17 protein-coding genes are annotated in these 19,815 nt (G+C 69.1%); 10 read left to right on the top strand and 7 right to left on the bottom strand.

The window, feature by feature from the left end; translation table 11 throughout:
• Positions 1–165 precede the first annotated feature (165 nt).
• Both LEL84_RS01565 and LEL84_RS01560 read left to right on the top strand, forming a co-directional pair.
• A complete protein-coding gene (locus LEL84_RS01565) occupies positions 166–1,215 on the top strand; it encodes a sulfite exporter TauE/SafE family protein (RefSeq protein ID WP_068970903.1) in 1,050 nt (349 codons plus the stop codon).
• 256 nt (positions 1,216–1,471) lie between these two features.
• Complete coding sequence (locus LEL84_RS01560; RefSeq protein WP_004018852.1) at positions 1,472–1,678, top strand: hypothetical protein; 207 nt, start codon at positions 1,472–1,474, stop codon at positions 1,676–1,678.
• A 126-nt stretch (positions 1,679–1,804) separates the two neighbouring features.
• Here LEL84_RS01560 and LEL84_RS01555 read toward each other — a convergent pair whose 3' ends face one another.
• Positions 1,805–3,547 (bottom strand): DEAD/DEAH box helicase, encoded by a 1,743-nt coding sequence (locus LEL84_RS01555; protein ID WP_058250215.1) that lies wholly within the window; start codon positions 3,545–3,547, stop codon positions 1,805–1,807.
• A 283-nt stretch (positions 3,548–3,830) separates the two neighbouring features.
• Here LEL84_RS01555 and LEL84_RS01550 point away from each other — a divergent pair, with 283 nt between their 5' ends.
• Positions 3,831–5,069, top strand: coding sequence for a YihY/virulence factor BrkB family protein (locus tag LEL84_RS01550; protein ID WP_226513139.1), 1,239 nt, complete (start codon positions 3,831–3,833; stop codon positions 5,067–5,069).
• 31 nt (positions 5,070–5,100) lie between these two features.
• Here LEL84_RS01550 and LEL84_RS01545 read toward each other — a convergent pair whose 3' ends face one another.
• Positions 5,101–5,373, bottom strand: a complete 273-nt coding sequence (locus tag LEL84_RS01545; protein WP_058250213.1) for a DUF3039 domain-containing protein — start codon at positions 5,371–5,373, stop codon at positions 5,101–5,103.
• 212 nt (positions 5,374–5,585) lie between these two features.
• Here LEL84_RS01545 and LEL84_RS01540 point away from each other — a divergent pair, with 212 nt between their 5' ends.
• Positions 5,586–6,044, top strand: a complete 459-nt coding sequence (locus LEL84_RS01540) for a DUF3099 domain-containing protein (protein WP_226513138.1) — start codon at positions 5,586–5,588, stop codon at positions 6,042–6,044.
• Between the two features lie 303 nt (positions 6,045–6,347).
• A complete protein-coding gene (locus LEL84_RS01535) occupies positions 6,348–7,286 on the top strand; it encodes a sigma-70 family RNA polymerase sigma factor (RefSeq protein ID WP_171011532.1) in 939 nt (312 codons plus the stop codon).
• 44 nt (positions 7,287–7,330) lie between these two features.
• Here LEL84_RS01535 and LEL84_RS01530 read toward each other — a convergent pair whose 3' ends face one another.
• Positions 7,331–10,120, bottom strand: a complete 2,790-nt coding sequence (locus tag LEL84_RS01530; protein ID WP_226514220.1) for a bifunctional GNAT family N-acetyltransferase/acetate--CoA ligase family protein — start codon at positions 10,118–10,120, stop codon at positions 7,331–7,333.
• 46 nt (positions 10,121–10,166) lie between these two features.
• The gene (locus tag LEL84_RS01525; protein WP_058250210.1) at positions 10,167–11,411 is read right to left on the bottom strand and encodes an acetoin utilization protein AcuC; all 1,245 of its coding nucleotides are present in this window, start codon (positions 11,409–11,411) and stop codon (positions 10,167–10,169) included.
• Positions 11,412–11,596: 185 nt separating this feature from the next.
• Between LEL84_RS01525 and LEL84_RS01520 the strand changes: the two genes are divergently transcribed.
• Positions 11,597–12,292, top strand: a complete 696-nt coding sequence (locus tag LEL84_RS01520) for a metal-dependent transcriptional regulator (protein WP_065628906.1) — start codon at positions 11,597–11,599, stop codon at positions 12,290–12,292.
• 21 nt (positions 12,293–12,313) lie between these two features.
• Here LEL84_RS01520 and LEL84_RS01515 read toward each other — a convergent pair whose 3' ends face one another.
• On the bottom strand, positions 12,314–13,438 hold the full coding sequence (locus LEL84_RS01515; RefSeq protein WP_226513137.1) for a DUF4192 domain-containing protein: 1,125 nt from the start codon (positions 13,436–13,438) through the stop codon (positions 12,314–12,316).
• 91 nt (positions 13,439–13,529) lie between these two features.
• Positions 13,530–14,237 carry a hypothetical protein gene (locus tag LEL84_RS01510; protein WP_374100842.1) on the bottom strand — a complete coding sequence of 236 codons (708 nt, stop codon included), beginning with the start codon at positions 14,235–14,237 and terminating at the stop codon, positions 13,530–13,532.
• A 203-nt stretch (positions 14,238–14,440) separates the two neighbouring features.
• Between LEL84_RS01510 and LEL84_RS01505 the strand changes: the two genes are divergently transcribed.
• Together LEL84_RS01505 and LEL84_RS01500 are read left to right on the top strand one after the other, a co-directional pair.
• Positions 14,441–15,412: a proteasome assembly chaperone family protein gene (locus LEL84_RS01505; protein ID WP_065628907.1), complete on the top strand. Its 972-nt coding sequence runs from the start codon at positions 14,441–14,443 to the stop codon at positions 15,410–15,412.
• Positions 15,413–15,429: 17 nt separating this feature from the next.
• Positions 15,430–17,553 carry a DEAD/DEAH box helicase gene (locus LEL84_RS01500; protein WP_226514219.1) on the top strand — a complete coding sequence of 708 codons (2,124 nt, stop codon included), beginning with the start codon at positions 15,430–15,432 and terminating at the stop codon, positions 17,551–17,553.
• On the opposite strand, the gene LEL84_RS01495 is transcribed toward LEL84_RS01500, so the two are convergent.
• Positions 17,550–18,482, bottom strand: coding sequence for a hydrogen peroxide-inducible genes activator (locus LEL84_RS01495; RefSeq protein WP_175404260.1), 933 nt, complete (start codon positions 18,480–18,482; stop codon positions 17,550–17,552). The two genes, LEL84_RS01500 and LEL84_RS01495, sit on opposite strands and share 4 nt — an antisense overlap.
• 125 nt (positions 18,483–18,607) lie before the next feature.
• Between LEL84_RS01495 and LEL84_RS01490 the strand changes: the two genes are divergently transcribed.
• On the top strand, positions 18,608–19,195 hold the full coding sequence (locus LEL84_RS01490) for a peroxiredoxin (RefSeq protein ID WP_226513136.1): 588 nt from the start codon (positions 18,608–18,610) through the stop codon (positions 19,193–19,195).
• Between the two features lie 11 nt (positions 19,196–19,206).
• Positions 19,207–19,740 carry an alkyl hydroperoxide reductase gene (locus LEL84_RS01485; RefSeq protein ID WP_058250203.1) on the top strand — a complete coding sequence of 178 codons (534 nt, stop codon included), beginning with the start codon at positions 19,207–19,209 and terminating at the stop codon, positions 19,738–19,740.
• Positions 19,741–19,815: the final 75 nt, after the last annotated feature.

Genomic DNA, 19,815 nt, shown 5'->3' with positions numbered 1-19,815 from the left:
TGCTGCGCACAGCATCGATGCTGTGTCTGTGACGCGACAGACCCCACCCGAGGGCGAGAACGCCACCTGCGATCCCCTCCTCCGCGTTCCACTTCGTCGCGGGCACTGAGTGCCTGCCCCAGCCTCGTCACGTCCCTGACGGCGTGACTTCCCGGAAAGACCACTATGAGAACGATTGTCCTGATCGGCCTCGTCGGCTTCGCTGCTCAGCTCGTCGACGGCAGTCTCGGCATGGCTTATGGCGTCACCACCACGACCCTCCTCCTCGCCATCGGTACCAACCCGGCTGCCGCCTCGGCCACCGTGCACCTGGCCGAGATCGGCACCACGCTGGTCTCCGGCGTCTCGCACTGGAAGTTCGGGAACGTCGACTGGCGCGTCGTGCGCCGTATCGCGATCCCGGGAGCCATCGGCGCCTTCCTCGGCGCCACGATCCTGTCGAGTCTCTCCACCGAGACCGCTGCGCCGGTCATGGCCGTGATCCTGCTGCTGCTGGGGCTCTACATCCTGGTGCGGTTCACCTTCCAGGGCATCCCCCGCCACAACCTCGGCAAGCCGCTGCGCAAGCGATTCCTCAGCCCGCTCGGATTCGTCGCCGGATTCGTCGACGCCACCGGTGGCGGCGGTTGGGGTCCGGTCGGCACCCCGGCCATCCTGGCCAGCGGCCGTCTCGAGCCCCGCAAGGTGATCGGTTCGATCGACACGAGCGAGTTCATCATCGCCGTCGCAGCGAGCCTCGGCTTCCTGTTCAGTCTCGGTTCGCAGGGAATCAACTTCGCATGGGTTGCCGCCATCCTCGTCGGCGGCGTGATCGCCGCTCCGATCGCGGCCTGGCTCGTGCGTCACATCCCGCCGCGCCTGCTGGGCGCCTCGGTCGGCGGCCTGATCGTCCTCACGAACACCCGCAGTCTGTTGAAGAGCGACTTCATCGACGCCCCCGGTTCGGTGCGCAACGTCTTCTACATCGTGATCGCCATCGCCTGGGCCGCGGCGTTCGCCTACTCGCTCCGTGAGTACCTACGCGACCGGGAGAACGAGTCCTCCGACGCGGTCACCCATTTCCGCGAGGAGCAGGAAGAGGCGCTCGTGGGCGCCGAGGGCGCGGAACGCCCCGGCTCCGAGGGAACGTCGACGTCGGATATCCCGGCCGCCGAGTCCGCACCCGAACCCGATGCGGGTGCGAGCGGAACACACACCCCCACGCGGACGAGCTGACCGAACGACTCGTCCCGCGCACAACGCGTAGAGTGGTGCGACCCGGCCCCATGGCCGGGTCGCATTGCGTTCGGACGATCGTTGTTCAGTTGTTGCCTGGTGTAAACGGTGAGTGACGACACACCGAGAGCACCGTCGGAACAATACGAACGCCCCGAGCGTCTGACAGAGTGAGGTTGACGCATCGCCCGGATGTGTCGGCTCGAAGGGAAGGCGACCGGACACCCGGCGCCGGACCGGGACGGAGGAACGAACCATGACTGACATCGCCACCACAGCCCCGATCTACCTGCCGCTCACTGCCGCCGATCGCTGCGATCGCTGCGGCGCCGCAGCCAAGGTACGGGCCGTCCTGCCCAAGGGCGGCGAACTTCTCTTCTGCCGCCACCACTTCAACGAGCACGAGGCCCGCCTTGTCGAGTTGAGCGCCACCGTCGTCGAATCCGCCGGCGAGCTGGTCTGACACCTCCGACGATCGAACGCGGGCTTTCCCTACGCGCACAGAGCCCGGCCGGAACAATCCGGCCGGGCTCTGTCGTGTCCGGGGCCTGTTCCGGCCCGCCCGACCAGCGCCGCTGCGAAGCCTCTGTCAGCGCCACTCGCGCAGTGCGGCGATCCGTTCCTTCAGCTGATCGGCGCTCGCCATCGCGGTCGGCGGCCCGCCCAGCCGAGTCCGCAACTCGTTGTGCACCATGCCGTGTGGTTTGCCCGTGCGGTGATGATGCATCGCGACGAGCGTGTTCAGTTCCTTACGCAGGGCGTGCAGGTTCTCGCCGGTGGTTCCCGCCGGCCGGCCGGGAGTGGGCGGCTCGGCAGCCGACGATTCCGAGGACGACGCGACCGTCCGCGCCGTGACCTGTTCCTCCTGGCGTTTGCGCAGGAGGGCACGCACCTGGTCGGCATCGAGCAGCCCGGGCAACCCCAGATAGTCCGACTCCTCGTCGCTACCGGCGAACGTGGCCGTGCCGAACGAGGTGCCGTCGAAGATGACCTGATCGAGTTCGGCGTCGGCATGCAGCGACTGGAACTTCGGCTCGTCCTCCCCCGGCTCGTCCTCCTGCTTGTTGGCGTCGATCAGCAATTGGTCGTCGAGGCCGTCGCTCTCGCGGTGCGGCTTGCCGAGCACGTGATCGCGCTCGACCTCCATCTGGCTGGCGAGGTCGAGCAGCACCGGGACCGACGGCAGGAAGACGCTCGCGGTCTCACCCGGACGACGCGATCGCACGAACCGTCCGATGGCCTGGGCGAAGAACAGCGGCGTCGACGAGCTGGTGGCGTACACACCCACGGCCAGGCGGGGGACGTCGACACCCTCGGACACCATGCGGACCGCCACCATCCACTCGTCGGTGGACGCGGCGAACTGGCCGATCCTCGACGACGACTTCGGGTCGTCGGAGAGCACCAGCGTCGGCGGCTTGCCGGTGATGGCGGTGAGGAGTTCGGCGTAGTCGCGGGCCGCGGTCTGATCGGTGGCGATGACCAGCCCGCCCGCATCCGGTGTGCCGGTCGCACGGAGCTGTCCCAGCCGCGTGTGTGCGGCGGTGAGGACCGCCGGAATCCAGTCGCCGTGGGCGTCCAGCGCGGTACGCCAGGCTCGGGTGGTGTGCTCCGCGGAGAGCGGTTCACCCAGCCGGGCGGTGTACTCCTCGCCCGCGCTGTCGCGCCAGCTGGCCTCACCGGAGTAGGCGAGGAACACGACCGGACGGACGACGCCGTCCTTCAGTGCGTCGGCGTAGCCGTAGGTGTGGTCGGCCTTGGAGCGCTGATGCCCGCCGGCCTCCGGTTCGTAGGTGACGAACGGGATCGGCGAGTCGTCGGAGCGGAAGGGTGTACCGGTCAGCAGGAGCCGGCGCTCGGCGTCGTCGAAGGCCTCCCGGATCGCCTCGCCCCACGACTTGGCATCGCCACCGTGGTGGATCTCGTCGAGGATGACCAGGGTGCGATAGTTCTCGGTGCGCACCCGGTGCCGGGCCGGATGGGCGGCCACCTGTGCATAGGTGACGACGACGCCGTGGAAGTCCGAGCTGGTCTGTCCGGCGGCGTTGGTGAACCGCGAGTCGAGCGCGATCCCGACCCGCGCGGCGGCCTCGGCCCACTGGTGCTTCAGGTGTTCGGTCGGGGCGACCACGGTGATCTTGTCGACAGTGCGGTCATCGAGGAGTTCGCGGGCGATACGCAGGCCGAACGTCGTCTTTCCGGCGCCCGGCGTCGCCACGGCGAGGAAGTCCTTCGGCTTCTGCGTCAGGTACTTGGTCAGCGCACGACGCTGCCAGGCGCGGAGCTGGAATTTCGGGCCGGCGGTGGATCCGGAGGGTTCGGCTGACGTCACCTTCTGGGCTGCTCCTCCACGCGTGCGGGTTTCCGGCCGGACATGAAACGACCCCTCGCGTGCGGGGCCCGCGCCCGAGGGGACCCGCCAATGGTACCGCCGAAGCGCGACAGCTCCCGCATCCCGACACCGGGCCGCGGCGTCCGCCGCGACGGGCGCCCGTGGGCGATCCGAACGACTCGCCTGGTGACCCGGGTACCCAATCGGCCTCCCGATCGGGGATATTGAACACATCACAACGCGCAAGAGGAATCCGGTCCCACTGGCCGACGACCCGTCGTCGGTGGTTGCCGCGAGCCCGCCCGCCGTCCCGCCGGGTCCCGTGTCGGCTGCGGTCACCGCGCCGATCGGCGACCCACTCGCCGATGTCGGGGCCGCGACCGAACCCCTGCGCGCGCCGCTGCGGTCCGCCCCGGCCTCCGGGGACGTCGAAGTCCTCCGCGGCGCGAAGGGGTCGACCGAACCGGACGCTGGGTCGGAGAAGACCGGGAACGACGATCCGGAACGAACCGAGGCGGCGTCCGGACCGGGCCTGCCGGTCCTGCCGAACATCCATCGCGTGGTCTGGCGCACGATCGTCAAGTCCTGGGACGACGGGATCATCGGCTGGGCCGCACAGGCCGCGTTCTGGCAGGCGCTGTCGCTGCCGCCGCTGCTGCTCGGTCTGCTCGGCTCGGTCGGTTACGTCGCCGGCTGGTTCGGCCCCGACACCGTCGACGTCGTCTACGCCCGCATCATCGACCTCGCCGGCCGGACCTTCACCCCCACGGTCGTCGACGACCTGATCACCCCGACGGTCGACAGCGTGCTCGGGCGTGGCCGGATCGGCCTCATGTCGGTCGGGTTCGTCATCTCATTGTGGGCGGGATCGTCGGCCGTCTCGTGCTTCATCGCCTCGATCGCGCACGCACACGACCAGCACGAGGTCCGACACCCGGTGTGGCAGCGGTTCTTCGCGCTATTCCTCTACGTCGGCTTCCTGAGCGTCGCCGTGTTCCTGCTACCCCTCGTCGCGCTCGGACCGAACTACCTGCGGGCGATCGTGCCGGAGTCGTGGGGATCGTTCGTCACCACCCTCATCGACTACGGCTACTTCCCGTTCGTCGCCGTCCTCCTGCTGTTCGTCCTGACGACGCTCTACCACCTCGCGCTGCCCAATCCCCTGCCGTGGCATCGGCTCATCGGCGGGGCGATCGTGGCCGGCGTGTTCTTCTGGGTCGCGAGCTACGTGCTGCGCATCTACCTGACCAAGATCACCGAGGCCGGGGTCTCCTACGGGGCGCTGGCCACACCGATCGCGTTCCTGCTCTTCACGTTCTCACTGGGCTTCGGCATCGTGATCGGCGCCGAGTTCAACGCGGCCGTGCAACAATTCTGGCCGGCGAAGGCGTCGACCACCACGCAGGTCCGGCACTGGGTGAACTCCCAGACCTCCGACTTCACCGGACAACTCCGGACCCTGCCCGACCGGCTGTCCTCCGGCCCGATCCGCCGGCAGGCGCGGCACCGCGACCGCGGCTGACCGGCGACGCCCGCCGATCAGCCGCGTCGCGTCACTTGCGCATCTTGTTGTAGATCTTCTTGCACTTCGGGCACACCGGCGACCCGGGCTTGGCCGACCGGGTCACCGGGAAGGTCTCGCCGCACAGCGCGACGACATGATTGCCCATGACCGCACTCTCGGCGATCTTGTTCTTCTTCACGTAGTGGAAGAACTTGGGACGATCGTCGTCACCCCGGTCGGTCGCGTCGGCATCGGGACGCTCGTCGGTCTTGGTGTCGGACCATTCGTCGAGGTCCGGGCGTTCGATGGTTTCGGTTCCCATTCGTCCATTGTGCGTCACAACCGGGCCGACGGAACACCCGAGTGCACATTCGCCCCGCTCGCTACGCTCCCGGCGGCGGGACCCGATTCGCCCCGCTCGCTACGCTCCCGGCGGCGGGACCCGATTCGCCCCGCTCGCTACGCTCCCGGCGGCGGGTGCAATAGACCGACAGAAGGAGGACAGTGGAGAGGGTGTTCGAACAAAGGGAATCCATGGGTGAGTCCGGTCGCGGACAGCAGGGCCGCAACAGCACGTCGCCGCACGTCGACGAGCACGGACATCCCGCGTCGAAACGTCCGGGCGCCGAGGCCTACCTGATCACCGACGCACCGGACTCGCTCGAGGCCCAGCACCGGGCGCGTGTGCGTAAGTACCTGTTCCTCATGGCTTTCCGCGTGCCGGCACTCGCCATCGCCGGTATCGCCTACGGCATCACCGGGTCCGGACTACTGGCGCTGGCCATCGTCGCGATCTCCATCCCGCTGCCATGGGCGGCGGTCCTGATCGCCAACGACCGTCCGCCGCGCAAGCGCGGCGAGGTCCCCCAGTACAAGTACGGCGCCGACCATCACGTCGTCGGACCCCCGGCACTGACCGACACCGGCACCGACCACCAGCTGTCGCGCACCATCGACGGGCAGGTCGTCGATCCCGACGACCCCCGCGCCTGACACCTCCGGACGAGACGGGTCGGCACCGCGGCCCCGCGCGTTCCCCGCGTTCCCTCCGGTTCCCCCGCGCGCGACATCTCAGCAACTTCTCAGCCGGTTGTCGAGTCGCGAAAAAGAATGCGCAGGTCACCAAGCCTCGGCGAGGTTTGCTCCGAACCACTCTCGGGAACTATCGCCCACACAAGGGCGTTGGACCCAGTGAACGCACTCAAGTCAGGAGGCCGCATGTCACGCTCGACAGTTGCACGTTCGACCCCGACCAAAGGTTTCGCCGAAGTCACCCCTCCGGGTACCCGGCCGGCGATGACCGAACAGGATCTCGACGCCCAGTCTCCAGCGGCGGATCTGGTCCGTGTCTACCTGAACGGAATCGGTCGCACCGCCCTTCTCAACGCGGAGCAGGAGGTCGAACTCGCCAAGCAGATCGAGGCCGGGCTCTACGCCAAACACGTTCTGGCCAACAAGAAGCGGCTGTCCGCAGCCAAGAAGCGTGACCTGGCGGTCATCGTCCGTGAAGGCGAGGCCGCCCGGGCCCACCTGCTCGAGGCGAACCTCCGCCTGGTCGTGTCGCTGGCCAAGCGCTACACCGGCCGCGGCATGCCTCTCCTCGACCTGATCCAGGAGGGCAACCTCGGTCTGATCCGGGCGATGGAGAAGTTCGACTACGCCAAGGGCTTCAAGTTCTCGACCTACGCCACCTGGTGGATTCGTCAGGCGATCACCCGCGGAATGGCGGACCAGAGCCGCACGATCCGGCTCCCCGTCCATCTCGTGGAGCAGGTCAACAAACTGGCCCGCATCAAGCGCGAGCTGCACCAGCAGCTCGGCCGCGAAGCGACCGACGATGAGCTGGCCAACGAATCGGGCATCCCGGCGGAGAAGATCGCCGATCTGCTCGACCACAGCCGCGATCCGGTGAGCCTCGACATGCCGGTGGGCAGCGACGAGGAAGCTCCCCTGGGCGATTTCATCGAGGACGCCGAGGCCACCTCCGCCGAGAACGCCGTCATCGCCGGCCTGTTGCACTCCGACATCCGCGCCGTCCTGGCGACGCTGGACGAGCGTGAGCAGCAGGTCATCCGGATGCGCTACGGCCTCGACGACGGCCAGCCGCGCACCCTGGATCAGATCGGCCGCATGTTCGGGCTGTCGCGCGAGCGCGTGCGTCAGATCGAGCGCGAGGTCATGGGCAAGCTCCGCCACGGCGACCGTGCCGAGCGCCTGCGCGCCTACGCCAGCTGAGCGTTCCCGCACGCTCAGCCGCCTCCTTCACTGAGTCCACTCGGTCACCCGAGTCGCCTGGGTCCGGTGTCCCGCCTGTCGGGCACCGGGCCCACGCGTATGCGGGCATTGAGAACGGCCGCGCCGTCGACCGAGGCCAGGATCGGATCGCAGACCACCTCGCGGACCTCCGGGATGTCGTCGGTGAGCGTCGAGATGCGCAGCAGCAGATCGGCGAGCGCCTCCTTGTCGGCGGGCTCCTCCCCTCGGTATCCCGACAGCAGCGGTGCCGAACGCGGCTCCTCGATCAGTTCACGTGCATCGAGTTCGGACAGCGGGACGGCGCGGTAACCGTGGTCGCCCAGCAGATCGAAGGTCCGCCCGGACAGACCGAACGACATCACCGAACCGAACGACGGATCGTCGCGCACCCGGATGACCGTGCCGACGCCCTTCGGCGCCATCTTCTGCACGTGCAGCACGCGGTCGCCGGTGAGTTCGGTCAGTTCGGCGAACGCCGTCACCACCGTGGTCGCGTCGGGTAGATCCAGGCGCGCGCCCTCGCGATCGAGACGACCGCGCCACTTGTCCGACGTCGCCTTCACCGCCACCGGCAGCCCGAGTTCACGGGCCGCCGCGGATGCCTCGTGCATCGTGGTCACCTCGCGGAACGGGACCACGTCGATCCCGTACCAGCGCAACAGCTTCGCCGACTCCACATGCCCCAGCAACCGTTCGGCGGGACGACCGGTCGCACCGTCGCCGACCATCGCCTCGCGCACGAACATCCGTGCGGCCTCGGGATCGGTGCCGTCGGGACGGTGGACCACCGATTCCGGCCGCAGGCGCCACCGGGCGTACTGCCACGCCCTCGCCAGTGCGGCGGCAGCGCGCTCGGGCGAGCCGTACGAGGGAATCGACCCCTTGGTCGGCATGCCGTTCGGACCGGGCCGGGTCAACCCCGGCGGAATGCCGTCGACGGCGAGGAAGGTCGTGACGATCGGCTTGTCGGCGTCGGCGTCGGGGGTGTTGGCCGCCGCCATGAGCGCCCGGGCGTGCCAGTCGGCCCCGACCGCGACCGGCGGCACGAACACGACGATGATCCCGTCCACGCCCGGGTCGGCCATCGCCGCCGAGACCGTCGACTCGAACTCCTCCTCCGAGGCGCCGGCACCGAGATCGACGGTGTCGACGACCTCGAGGCCGCCGTTGCGCGCGGTGTCGGCCGCCAGACTGCCCAGCACCGACGAATTGCCGATGATGCGGACGCGCGGGCCGCGCGGCAGCGGCTGGTAGGCGAACACGGCCGCGCAGTCGAACAACTCGGGGATCGTGTCCACCTGGATGACGCCGGCCTGTTCGAGCATCATGCGGGCGATCTGGTCGTCGAGGGTGGCCGCCGAGCGCGCCGCCCGGACCGGCGTCATCGCACCCCGGCCGGATTTGACCGCGATGATCGGCTTCGAGCGTGAGACCCGCCGCGAGATCCGGGAGAACTTTCGCGGGTTACCGAAGCTCTCCAGGTAGAGCAGGATGACGTCGGTGGTGGCGTCGGTGTCCCAGTACTGCAGGAGGTCGTTGCCGGACACGTCCGCGCGGTTGCCGGCAGAGGCGAACGTCGACAGGCCGATCTGGCGACGGGCCGCGGTGTCGAGGATCGCGATGCCCAGCGCGCCCGACTGACAGAAGAACCCGACCCGGCCGGCGGCCGGGATGCGGGGCGCCAGGGTCGCGTTGAGCGCGACCGCGGGGTCGTTGTTCGCCACGCCCAGCGCGTTCGGCCCGACCAGTCGCATCCCGTGCTCGCGGACCTGGGCGACCAGGCGGCGCTCGTTCTCGAGGCCCTCCTCCTCGCCGGACTCGCCGAAGCCCGACGACACCACGACGAGCGTGCGCACACCCTTGACCAGGCAGTCGTCGAGCACGTCGTCGACGCGCGCGGCCGGCACCGCGACCACCGCGAGGTCGACGGGGTCGGGGATGTCGCGGACGGTCTCGTAGGCCCGGATCCCCCGCACCGACGGCGGTCGTTCCCGGGTGCGACGACGCGCCGGCGTCGGTTCGCGGCCGACACCGGGCCGTCCCGGCTCGGGCTCCTCCTCGACCCGGGCGGGGCCGTTGACCGGAAACACCGGCCCGGTGAATCCCCCGGCGATGATGTTGGCCAACAGGGCGTTTCCGACCTTGTTCGGGTCGGTCGAGGCCCCGATCACCGCGACCGACGCGGGTCGCAGCAGATTGGCGACGCTGCGGGCCTCCGACGCGCGTTCACGGGCGTTGCGCACCGACAGCAGCGCCTCGGTGGGGTCGATGAGGAACTCAACGTGCACGGTCGAGCCGTCGAAGCTCCGTGCGAGTTGATACCCCGCGTCGCGGAACACCGCGACCATGTTCGGGTTCTCGCTGAGGACCTCGGCCTCGAAACGGGTGAAACCGTTCTCCGCCGCCGCACCGGCCAGGTGTTCGAGCAGGATGGGTCCGAGGCCGCGGCCCTGGTGTTCATCGGCGACGACGAACGCCACCTCGGCCGATTCGGGTTTGCCGTCGAAGCCGAGACCCTCGTAGATGCCGACCGCGATGATCTCGCCCCCGAGTTCGGCGACGATCGCGACACGCTGCTGGTGGTCGACGGTCGTCATCCGGGCCACCTCGCGCGGCGGCAGGGTCGGAGTCGGACCGAAGTACCGCATGTACCGGGTGCGCTCGGAGAGCTTGGAGTGGAAGGCCACGATGCGGTCGGCGTCGTCGGGCACGATCGGTCGCAGGTGCACGACGCCGCCATCGGAGGCCAGCACATCTGCGATCCAGTGCCGCGGATAATCCCACGGGCTACGCGGTTCCGGCTGATCGGCCATGGCGGGAGTGCCTGCGGGCGCGGTGGCGTCGGCGGTCGAGGTGTCGTCAGTCACGGGGGTCCTCCGGGTCGAGACCGTGAAGCGGGTAGACCGCGCGTCGGGTGGCGAGGATCGCGCGGTCGGTCTGGCGTTGGGCGTTGGCCGCGACACCCTCGGGTGGTTCCTGGCCGGCGTCGCCGGCCCACGGCTGGTAGTCGACGATGCCCCCGTCGCCCATGACCCGAACGGGCGGGGCGGCGTAGTCGGAGTGCACCTGCTCGGAGATCTGTTCGGCTGTGGCACACCAGGATTCGTCGATGACCGACGACACGTCGACCTCGCGACCGAGGGCGACGCCCAGCAGATGCGTCCAGCTGCGCGGCACCACGTTGACGACGCCGTAGCCACCGCCGCCGACCGCGATCCAGCGGCCCTCGCAGTACTTGTCGGCGAGGTCGCGCATGGCGATCATCGCCGCCCGCTGTCCGTCGACGGTCAGCGAGAGGTCGGTCAGCGGATCGGCGCGGTGGCTGTCGGCACCGCACTGGCTGACGATGATCTGCGGCCGGAACTCGGCGATCAGCGACGGCACCACGGCGTGGAAGGCGCGCAGCCACAACCGGTCCTCGGTGTTGGGCATGAGGGCCAGGTTGACCGCGCTGCCCGCCGCGTCGCCGTCCCCGACCTCGGTCGGCCATCCGGTGCCGGGCCACAGGGTCGCCGGGTGCTGGTGCAGCGAGACCGTCATCACCCGCGGGTCGGCGGCGAACTCGACCTGGACGCCGTCGCCGTGGTGGGCGTCGACGTCGATGTAGGCGATGCGGTCGAAGCCGTGGTCGAGCAGATACCTGATCGCGATGGCGCAGTCGTTGTAGATGCAGAATCCGGCGGCGCGCGAACGCATCGCATGATGCATGCCGCCGCCGATGTTGACCGCCCTCGTCGCCGCCCCGGAGACGACCGTCTGCGCCGCGGCCAGCGTGCCGCCGACGAGCAGGCGCGCGGCCTCGTGCATCCCGGTGAAGACCGGGTTGTCGGCGTCGCCGAGGCCGAACAACCGCTCGAGCAACGGCCCCGACAGCGACGCCGTCCCCGAACCGACCGCACGGACCGCGTCGATGTAGTCGCGGCTGTGGACGACGGTCAGGGCGTCGTCGTCGATGGCCTGCGGCGGGATCGTCTCGACGTCGTCGAGGACTCCGAGGCTCTGCGCGAGGGTCATCGTGAGGGCGAGTCGGACCGGGTTCATCGGGTGCGTGTGGGCCCATCGGTAGGACAGGAAGTCCTCGCTCCAGATGACGGCCGTCGTCATCGGGCGCTCGTAGTGTTGATCACGACCTCAGGCTAGTGGTACACATCGCGCAGCGGCCACGGATGTCGCGTCGGACACGAGTGCGCGCCACGTACCGCCGCCCCGGGACTCCCCGGTCGCGGTGAGATCGCGGTCACCACTCCCGAAGAGGGTAATCTTGGCGGGGACGAAAGGGATTGCGCACAGTGAACGACCTGGTTGACACCACCGAGATGTACTTGCGAACGATCTACGATCTCGAAGAAGAGGGCATCGTGCCGCTGCGGGCGCGAATCGCCGAGCGTCTGGACCAGTCCGGTCCCACCGTGTCGCAGACCGTTGCCCGCATGGAGCGCGACGGTCTCCTCCGGGTCGCCGGGGACCGGCACCTCGAACTGACCGACCGCGGACGCACGCTCGCTGTCGCGGTGATGCGCAAGCATCGCCTCGCCGAGCGCCTCCTGGTCGACGTCATCGGAATGCCCTGGGATCAGGTCCACGAGGAGGCCTGCCGCTGGGAGCACGTGATGAGCGAGAACGTCGAACGCCGCCTGCTCGCGGTCCTCGAATACCCGACGACCTCGCCCTACGGAAACCCCATCCCGGGACTGGAGTTGCTGGGCGTGGAGGTGCCGAGCTCCGACGACGGCGCCACCCGCCTCGCCGACCTCCCGCCGGGTGAGACGGTGCCGGTCATCGTGCGTCGCCTGTCCGAACACGCCCAGTCCGACACCGAACTGATCGGCGCGCTGCGCGAGGCGGGCGTGGTTCCCAACGCCCGTGTGACGGTGTCGAACACGGCCGGCACGATCACGATCGACACACCCGGTCACGACGGCCTCGAACTCTCGTCCGACATGGCGCACTCGCTGTTCGTCGAGAAGGTCGTCGAGAAGGTCTGACACAGCCGAGGTCTGCAGTGGTCACCCGGCGGTACGCAGTGTCGCCGCCGGGATGACGACGCCGAGGCGTTTCGCGGCGTCGTAGGACTTCTCGATGGTGCCCCACAGCCTGGCCGGGCGGACACCTGCCCGCAGGGCGGTGTCGAGCAGCGTGGCCAGGTGGTCGGCGTCCGTGCTCGCGAGTGCGACGTCGAGGGCGACACCGGTGTAGGCGCCGTCCCCGCCGATGTAGTGCAGGTGTGCGAGAAGTGTTGCGGCGGTGGACCGTCCGCGTCCGGTCAGCCGCCGGGTGAGTTCTCGCCAGAGGTGTTCGGCGGCTCCCCGGAGTTCGGTGACCGACAGGGCGAGCGCGGCGTCGCGGACGTCGGGGCGCAGGATCGCCTGTTCCAGTCGGTCCAATTCGCCACAATCCAGTGGTTGTTCCGTTTCGATCATCGCGCTGATGACCAGGTCGAGTGCGCGCGTCGAGGCCTCGACGTCCTCCTCGTCGGGATCGAACAAGTCGAGACCGCTCTGATCCAGGTCGATGCCCCGGCATGCCCGACAGTCCGGCAGCGGACGTCCCGGACCGCATTCGCCGTCGAGCGGTTCGAGCATCGTCCGCATCTCCGAGCGCCGGGCGAGAATCCGCCGTCCCGAACGCACCGCCTCCGCGACCGCGGTCGGACTCGTGTGCGGATCGTCGAGTTGTCCGGCCGACCCCGCGGACACGTCGACCGACCAGGCTCGGTCCTCCGGACACCAGATGGTCGACCAGTGCACGCCGGCATCGAAGCCCGGCACCACGAACCCGGCGGCCACACCACCGACATCGCCGAAGTACCGGTCGCTCATTGCGAGGATCCGCCGATAACGACGGTCGTCCGCCGGGTAGCGGTCATCGGCGATCACGACCAGGATCTCCTCGATGCCGTAGGTGGACGTGATCTCACCAAGTCCGGCGAGGACGACGACCAGTTCGCGCGTGGGGCTGCCGTCGGGCGCGAGGGCGAGGTCGTGCCGCATGGTCGCGTTCACCGTGCGGTCGCCGGCGACGGCGATCGCGATGATCGACCGCTCGGGGACGAACCCCAGTCGAGCGGGGATCGAGGTGAGCAGCGTCGTCGGGTCGTGGGGGCCATGCGGTGGCGGTTCGAGGATCTGCATGGCGACAGCGTCACCCGTGGCCGAGCCGCTCGAACGGCGGTCGACACACGCTGTGGACAACCAGGAGAGGTCATCCACAGGGCGGTACTGGTCAGCCGAACGCGGCCGCGAGCGCCTTTCCGAACAGCGTGTCGAGCGCGGCGGACGCTTCGGGAGGTACGGGACCTGCTGCGGGCCAACGGTATTCGGTGTACACCCGGACGCCGTCCCGCTCGCCGAGCAGCGTGAGAGCGCTCGTGGTGGACGGGACACCGCCGCCGGTCACGATCGTGCGGCGGAGCGTCGCGGTGTCGACCCCGTCCGGCGCCGGCGGCGGGGGCAGCACCTCGGTGGTGATCGTCGAGGACGCCCCGAACGTGGTCGTGGTGGTCTCGGGGCAGCGCTCGGCCAACTCGACCACGTCGTCGAGCGGCGTCTCGACACCGGCCACGACCGAGGTGAGGGTGGCCCGCTCCCCCGGGCCGGGACCCAGGAACGCGACCGCTCCGTCCGCGGGGACGGACGCGGGTGCACACTCCGGCGGCGACACCTCGGTGCCCGCCTGTCCGGGCATCGGCGCCCCGGTCACGTCGGCCAGGGCGTTCGCGACCGCCGAAGTCGGGATGGGACTCGCGGCGCCGTCCGGGAAGTCCGCGGCCTCGACCGATCGCGCGGACAGGTCCGGACTCGACGGCTCCGGCTGACCGCCGACGGAGCAGGCGGACAGCACGAGCGCCGCGGCGACGAGACCGGCCACCGTGCCGGGAACGAGGCGGCCGGGCAGGGACAGGCGCAGTCGGGGCGCATGCGGCTCGATCACAACGGTCTACTGTGCCACCGGCGTCTTCGCCAGGTGTCGAGGACACACCCCTGGGGAACAACAAAACAGGAACACCAACGGGGGGAATCACCGGTGTGTCGCGGTGGTTGCACCGAGGCGAGTGGCCATCGCCGGGTGCGGTGCGAGACAATGGACGTTCAGCTGTCTCTTCCGGGACAGCTGCCAGCAGAAGGAGGGACGACGTGGACGAGCAGCCCGCGCGCAACGACGCGCTGTATGAACTCGCCTTTCCCGCTCCGCAGGTGACCCGGCCCGACGGCACGGGTCCGGTACTGATCCACGCGCTCGAGGGCTTCGCCGACGCCGGGCACGCGGTCGCGCTGGCCGCGACGCACCTCCGCGACAGCCTCGAGTCCGAGTTGGTCGCGACCTTCTCCTCCGACGAGCTGATGGATTACCGGTCACGCCGGCCGACCATCTCGTTCAGCGGCGAGACCTTCACCGACGTCGAGATGCCGACGCTGGCGCTGCACGCGATCCGCGACAACTCGGGCAAGGGTTTTCTCCTGCTCGCCGGTTCCGAACCCGACCTCCGGTGGGAGCAGTTCGTCGACGCGGTCCGACGCCTGAGCGACGGACTCGGCGTCACCGATGTCATCGGCCTCAACGCGATCCCGATGGCCGTGCCGCACACCCGACCGCCGTCGATCACGGCGCACGGCAGTGATCCCGACGCCCTCGGTGACCTGCCCCGGTGGGGCTCGGCGATGAAGCTGCCGGCCAGCGCGTCGATGCTCCTCGAGTTGCGGATGGGCGAACACGACTACCGGGCGTCGGGCCTGTCGGTACATGTCCCGCACTATCTCGCGCAGACCAACTACCCGGCGGCGTCCGCACGCCTGCTGGCGGCGGTCGCCGAGCTCGCCGGTCTCGACCTCCCCCTCGCCGCTCTCGACAGCGCCGCCGAGAAGGTACGCGCACAGGTGGACAACGAGGTCGAGGGCAACTCGGAGATCGAGTCCGTGGTGGCGGCGCTGGAGACCCAGTACGACACGTTCACCCAGGCCGCGCAGGAACGCTCGTCGCTGCTCGCCGCCGAGGAATCGCTGCCCAGCGGTGACGAACTCGGCGCCGAACTCGAACGGTTCCTGGCCGAGCAGACCGGCGACGGTGAGGCCGGCCCCGGGGACGAGGGTCCGCGATCACCGATCTGATCCCGGACACCGCACCGATACCCGCGCCGCACGTCCTGGTCCCCACCGACGACGAGGACACCGCACTCGAGCGGTACACCGAGTGGTGGACGGGACGCGGCCTCGACCTCTACCCGCATCAGGAGGAGTCGCTTCTCGAGCTCCTCGCCGGCAGCCACGTGATCCTGGCGACGCCGACGGGCTCGGGCAAATCCCTCGTCGCGGCTGGCGCGCTGTACTTCGCGCGCTGCCGCGGCGAGCGTGCGTTCTACACCGCACCCATCAAGGCGCTCGTCAGCGAGAAGTTCTTCGAGCTGTGCGCCATGTTCGGCGCCGACCAGGTCGGACTGCTGACCGGCGACGCTGCCGTCAATGCCGACGCACCCATCGTGTGCGCGACCGCCGAGATCGTCGCCAACCTCGCCCTCGCCGCCGGCGGTGCGAGCGACATCGGCACGCTCGTCGCCGACGAGTTCCACTACTACGGCGAACCCGACCGCGGCTGGGCATGGCAAGTACCGCTCATCGAATTGCCGTCGACGCAGTTCCTGCTGATGTCGGCGACGCTCGGCGACGTGTCGTACTTCGTCGACGACCTGACCCGGCGCACCGGACGCGAGACGGTCGAGATCACCGGCGCCGAGCGTCCGGTCCCCCTGGACCACGCCTACGCGATGACCCCGATCCACGAGACGATCGAGGAGCTCGTCTACCGGGGGCGGGCGCCCATCTACGTGGTGCACTTCACCCAGGCCGCCGCGGTGGAGCGCGCGCAGGCGCTGCTCAGCGTCCGGATCTGCGACAAGGCGGAGAAGGCGGCGATCGCCGAGGCGATCGGCGACTTCCGGTTCTCCACCGGCTTCGGCAACACACTGTCCAAACTGCTGCGCGCCGGTATCGGCGTCCACCACGCCGGGATGCTCCCCCGCTACCGCCGTCTGGTCGAACGTCTTGCGCAGCAAGGGCTGCTGAAGGTGATCGCCGGCACCGACACCCTCGGCGTCGGCATCAACGTGCCGATCCGCACGGTCCTGTTCGCGGCCCTGAGCAAATACGACGGACGGCGGGTCCGTCGCCTGCGGGCACGCGAGTTCCATCAGATCGCCGGCCGGGCCGGGCGGGCCGGTTTCGACACGATCGGCTACGTCGTCGCGCAGGCCCCCGACCACGACGTGGAGAACGCCCGTGCGGTGGCCAAGGCCGGCGACGATCCCAAGAAGCTCCGAAAGCTGGTGCGCAAGAAGCCACCCGAGGGTTTCGTCTCGTGGGGGGAGAAGACCTTCCTCCAGCTCGTCGATGCGCCCGACGAGCCCCTGCGCAGCCACTTCCAGATGACGACGGCCATGCTCCTCGAGGTACTCGGCCGACCGGGCGACTGTTTCGCCGCGGTTCGCCACCTACTCGAGGACAATCACGAACCGCGCGACCGCCAGCTGCGCACCATCAAGCACACGATCGAGCTCTACCGGGGGCTCCGGGACGCGGGCATCGTCGTGCAACTCGCCGAACCCGACGACACCGGCCGGCACATCGCCCTGAGCGTGGACATGCCGGAGAACTTCGCGTTGACCAACCCGCTGTCCGCCTTCGCGCTGGCGACGTTCGAAATCCTGGACCCCGAGTCGTCCACGCACGCACTCGATGTGGTCTCCATCCTCGAATCGACCCTGGAGAACCCGCGACCGCTGCTGCTGGCCCAGCGCAAGGTCGCGCGCGACGCCGCGATCGCGGAGATGAAGGCCGACGGCATCGAGTACGAGGAGCGGATGTCGCGCCTGGAGGAGATCACCTGGCCGCAGCCGCTGGCCGAGGAGATCTTCGCCGCGTTCGACATCTATCGTCGCGGGCACCCGTGGGTGTCGTCGTTCCCGCCGGCGCCGAAGTCGGTGCTCCGCGAGATGCTGGAGAAGGCCATGACCTTCACCGAGCTGATCTCCGCGTACGGGCTGGCGCGCAGCGAGGGCGTGCTGCTGCGCTATCTGTCGGACTGCTATCGCGTTCTCCGGCAGGGTGTTCCGACGAGCGTCGTGACCCCCGAGATCGAGCGGATCGTCGAGGAGCTGGGCACCATGGTCCGTGAGGTCGACTCGAGTCTCGTCGACGAGTGGGAGGCTCTCGCCGCACAGGCGGCCGCGGCCGAGATGGCCGGCGGCACGGTCTAGAGCGCGGTCACGGCACCGGTCGCGCCGACGAGATCGCCGATGAGAGAGCCCAGTTCGCGGTAGGCCTCGTCGTGGCGCGCGGACGCCCGGAAGACCAGGCCGATCCGCCGCCCCGGCCGCGGGGCCGCGAAGGTCGCGGTGGCCAGATCACCCGACGCCGTCTCGGAGGCCACCGCCGTCTGCGGGATGAGCGTCACGCCGAGTCCGCCGACGACACAGTGCACCGCGGTGGTCAGCGAGGCGGCCCGGGTCTGACCCAGATCGGGCCGCACGCCCGCGAGCCGGCACACCTCGAGCGCCTGATCGCGCAGACAGTGCCCCTCGTCGAGGAGGAGGAGCGGCAGGTCGGCGAGCGCGGTGGGATCGACGCGGCGGCGTCCGGCCAGCGCATGACCGGACGGGAGTGCGAGAACGAAATCCTCACGGTAGATGGGAACTTCGACGATGCCGGGCATGTCGACGGGGAGAGCGAGCAGCGCGACGTCGAGCGTGCCGGTGCGCAGTTGTTCGATGAGGCGGGCGGTCTGTTCCTCCACCACTCGGGGTACGAGGTCCGGGAGCCGTTGCCCGAGTCCGCGCAGCAGGGTCGGCAGGACGTAGGGCGCCACCGTCGGGATGACCCCCAGCCGCAGCGGCCCGCTGAGCGGGCGGCCCGTTCCGGCGGCCGCCGAGGTGAACTCGTCCATGGCCTCGGTCACCGCGATCGCTCGCGGGAGGAGTTCGTCACCCTCGGCGGTCAACAGGACACGCCGCGTGGTGCGTTCGACGAGGGTCACACCGAGACCGGACTCCAACGCCGACAACGCCTGCGACAGCGATGGCTGACTGACACCGAGATCGGCTGCCGCAGTGCCGAAGTGGCGTCGGTGCGCGAGTGCGACGAAGGCACGCAACCCGGCCACGGTCGGCTGATAAGTTCTATCGGACATGCTTATCAGTATAGTGCTAGTCATCACGTTTCGTTTTCGACCGGAATCCGGCACGATGGTACCCGTACGTCGCGAAACTCATTCGCGCGCAGATTCCGTACATTCACCAGCTGAAGGAGCGATACATGGCCCTGCTCACCATCGGTGACCAGTTCCCTGCCTACAACCTCACCGCCGTCATCGGTGGCGACCTCAGCAAGGTCAATGCCCAGCAGCCCGACGACTACTTCACCACCGTGTCGTCCGACGATCACCCCGGCCAGTGGCGCGTCGTGTTCTTCTGGCCGAAGGACTTCACCTTCGTGTGCCCGACCGAGATCGCCGCGTTCGGCAAGCTGAACGACGAGTTCGCCGACCGCGACACCCAGGTGCTCGGCGCCTCGGTGGACAACGAGTTCGTCCACTTCCAGTGGCGCGCACAGCACGAGGACCTCAAGACCCTCCCGTTCCCGATGCTGAGCGACCTCAAGCGCGAACTCGCCACCGCCGCAGGCGTTCTCAATGCCGACGGCGTCGCCGACCGCGCCACCTTCATCATCGACCCGAACAACGAGATCCAGTTCGTGGCGGTCACCGCGGGCTCCGTGGGCCGCAACGTCGACGAGGTCCTGCGCGTCCTCGACGCACTGCAGTCCGACGAACTGTGCGCCTGCAACTGGAAGAAGGGTGACCCGACGATCGACGCCGGCGAGCTCATGACGGCCGGCGTCTGAGAGGAGAACAGATGAGCATCGACAACCTGAAGGAAGCACTTCCCGAGTACGCCAAGGACCTCAAGCTCAACCTCGGTTCGATCAGCCGCACCACCGCGCTGACCGAGGAGCAGCTCTGGGGAACCCTGCTGTCGACCGCTGCCGCCACGCGAAACGCCAAGGTGCTCAGCGAGATCGCCGACGAGGCCGCCGACACGCTGTCCGCCGAGGCCTACAACGCCGCGCTCGGGGCCGCGTCGATCATGGGGATGAACAACGTGTTCTACCGGGGTCGCGGCTTCCTCGACGGCAAGTACGACGACCTGCGTCCGGGCCTGCGGATGAACATCATCGGCAACCCCGGCGTCGACAAGGCCGTCTTCGAGCTGTGGTCGTTCGCGGTGTCCTCGATCAACGGCTGCGGTCATTGCGTCGCCGCGCACGAGAACACCCTGCGCGAGGCCGGCGTCGACCGTGAGGCGATCCTCGAGGCGCTCAAGGTCGCGTCGATCGTCAGCGGTGTCGCCCAGGCGATCGCGACCACCGAGGTGCTCGCCAACGCCTGATCCGTCGCATGTGAGACGACGACGGGGCCCGGCTGCGCTACGCAGCCGGGCCCTGTCGTTCTCAGGCGCACTCAC

The sequence above is a fragment of the Gordonia sp. WA4-43 genome (genome assembly GCF_020520305.1).
Taxonomy (GTDB): Bacteria; Actinomycetota; Actinomycetes; order Mycobacteriales; family Mycobacteriaceae; genus Gordonia; species Gordonia hongkongensis.
This window is presented reverse-complemented; position numbering and strand designations above follow the sequence as displayed.

Bases quoted from the DNA above. Each gene is read 5' to 3' on its own strand.
- LEL84_RS01565 (WP_068970903.1), top strand. From the start codon at position 166: ATGAGAACGATTGTCCTGATCGGCCTCGTCGGCTTCGCTGCTCAGCTC.
- LEL84_RS01560 (WP_004018852.1), top strand. From the start codon at position 1,472: ATGACTGACATCGCCACCACAGCCCCGATCTACCTGCCGCTCACTGCC.
- LEL84_RS01545 (WP_058250213.1), bottom strand. From the start codon at position 5,373: ATGGGAACCGAAACCATCGAACGCCCGGACCTCGACGAATGGTCCGAC.
- LEL84_RS01540 (WP_226513138.1), top strand. From the start codon at position 5,586: ATGGGTGAGTCCGGTCGCGGACAGCAGGGCCGCAACAGCACGTCGCCG.
- LEL84_RS01535 (WP_171011532.1), top strand. From the start codon at position 6,348: ATGACCGAACAGGATCTCGACGCCCAGTCTCCAGCGGCGGATCTGGTC.
- LEL84_RS01530 (WP_226514220.1), bottom strand. From the start codon at position 10,120: ATGGCCGATCAGCCGGAACCGCGTAGCCCGTGGGATTATCCGCGGCAC.
- LEL84_RS01525 (WP_058250210.1), bottom strand. From the start codon at position 11,411: ATGACGACGGCCGTCATCTGGAGCGAGGACTTCCTGTCCTACCGATGG.
- LEL84_RS01515 (WP_226513137.1), bottom strand. From the start codon at position 13,438: ATGCAGATCCTCGAACCGCCACCGCATGGCCCCCACGACCCGACGACG.
- LEL84_RS01495 (WP_175404260.1), bottom strand. From the start codon at position 18,482: ATGTCCGATAGAACTTATCAGCCGACCGTGGCCGGGTTGCGTGCCTTC.
- LEL84_RS01490 (WP_226513136.1), top strand. From the start codon at position 18,608: ATGGCCCTGCTCACCATCGGTGACCAGTTCCCTGCCTACAACCTCACC.
- LEL84_RS01485 (WP_058250203.1), top strand. From the start codon at position 19,207: ATGAGCATCGACAACCTGAAGGAAGCACTTCCCGAGTACGCCAAGGAC.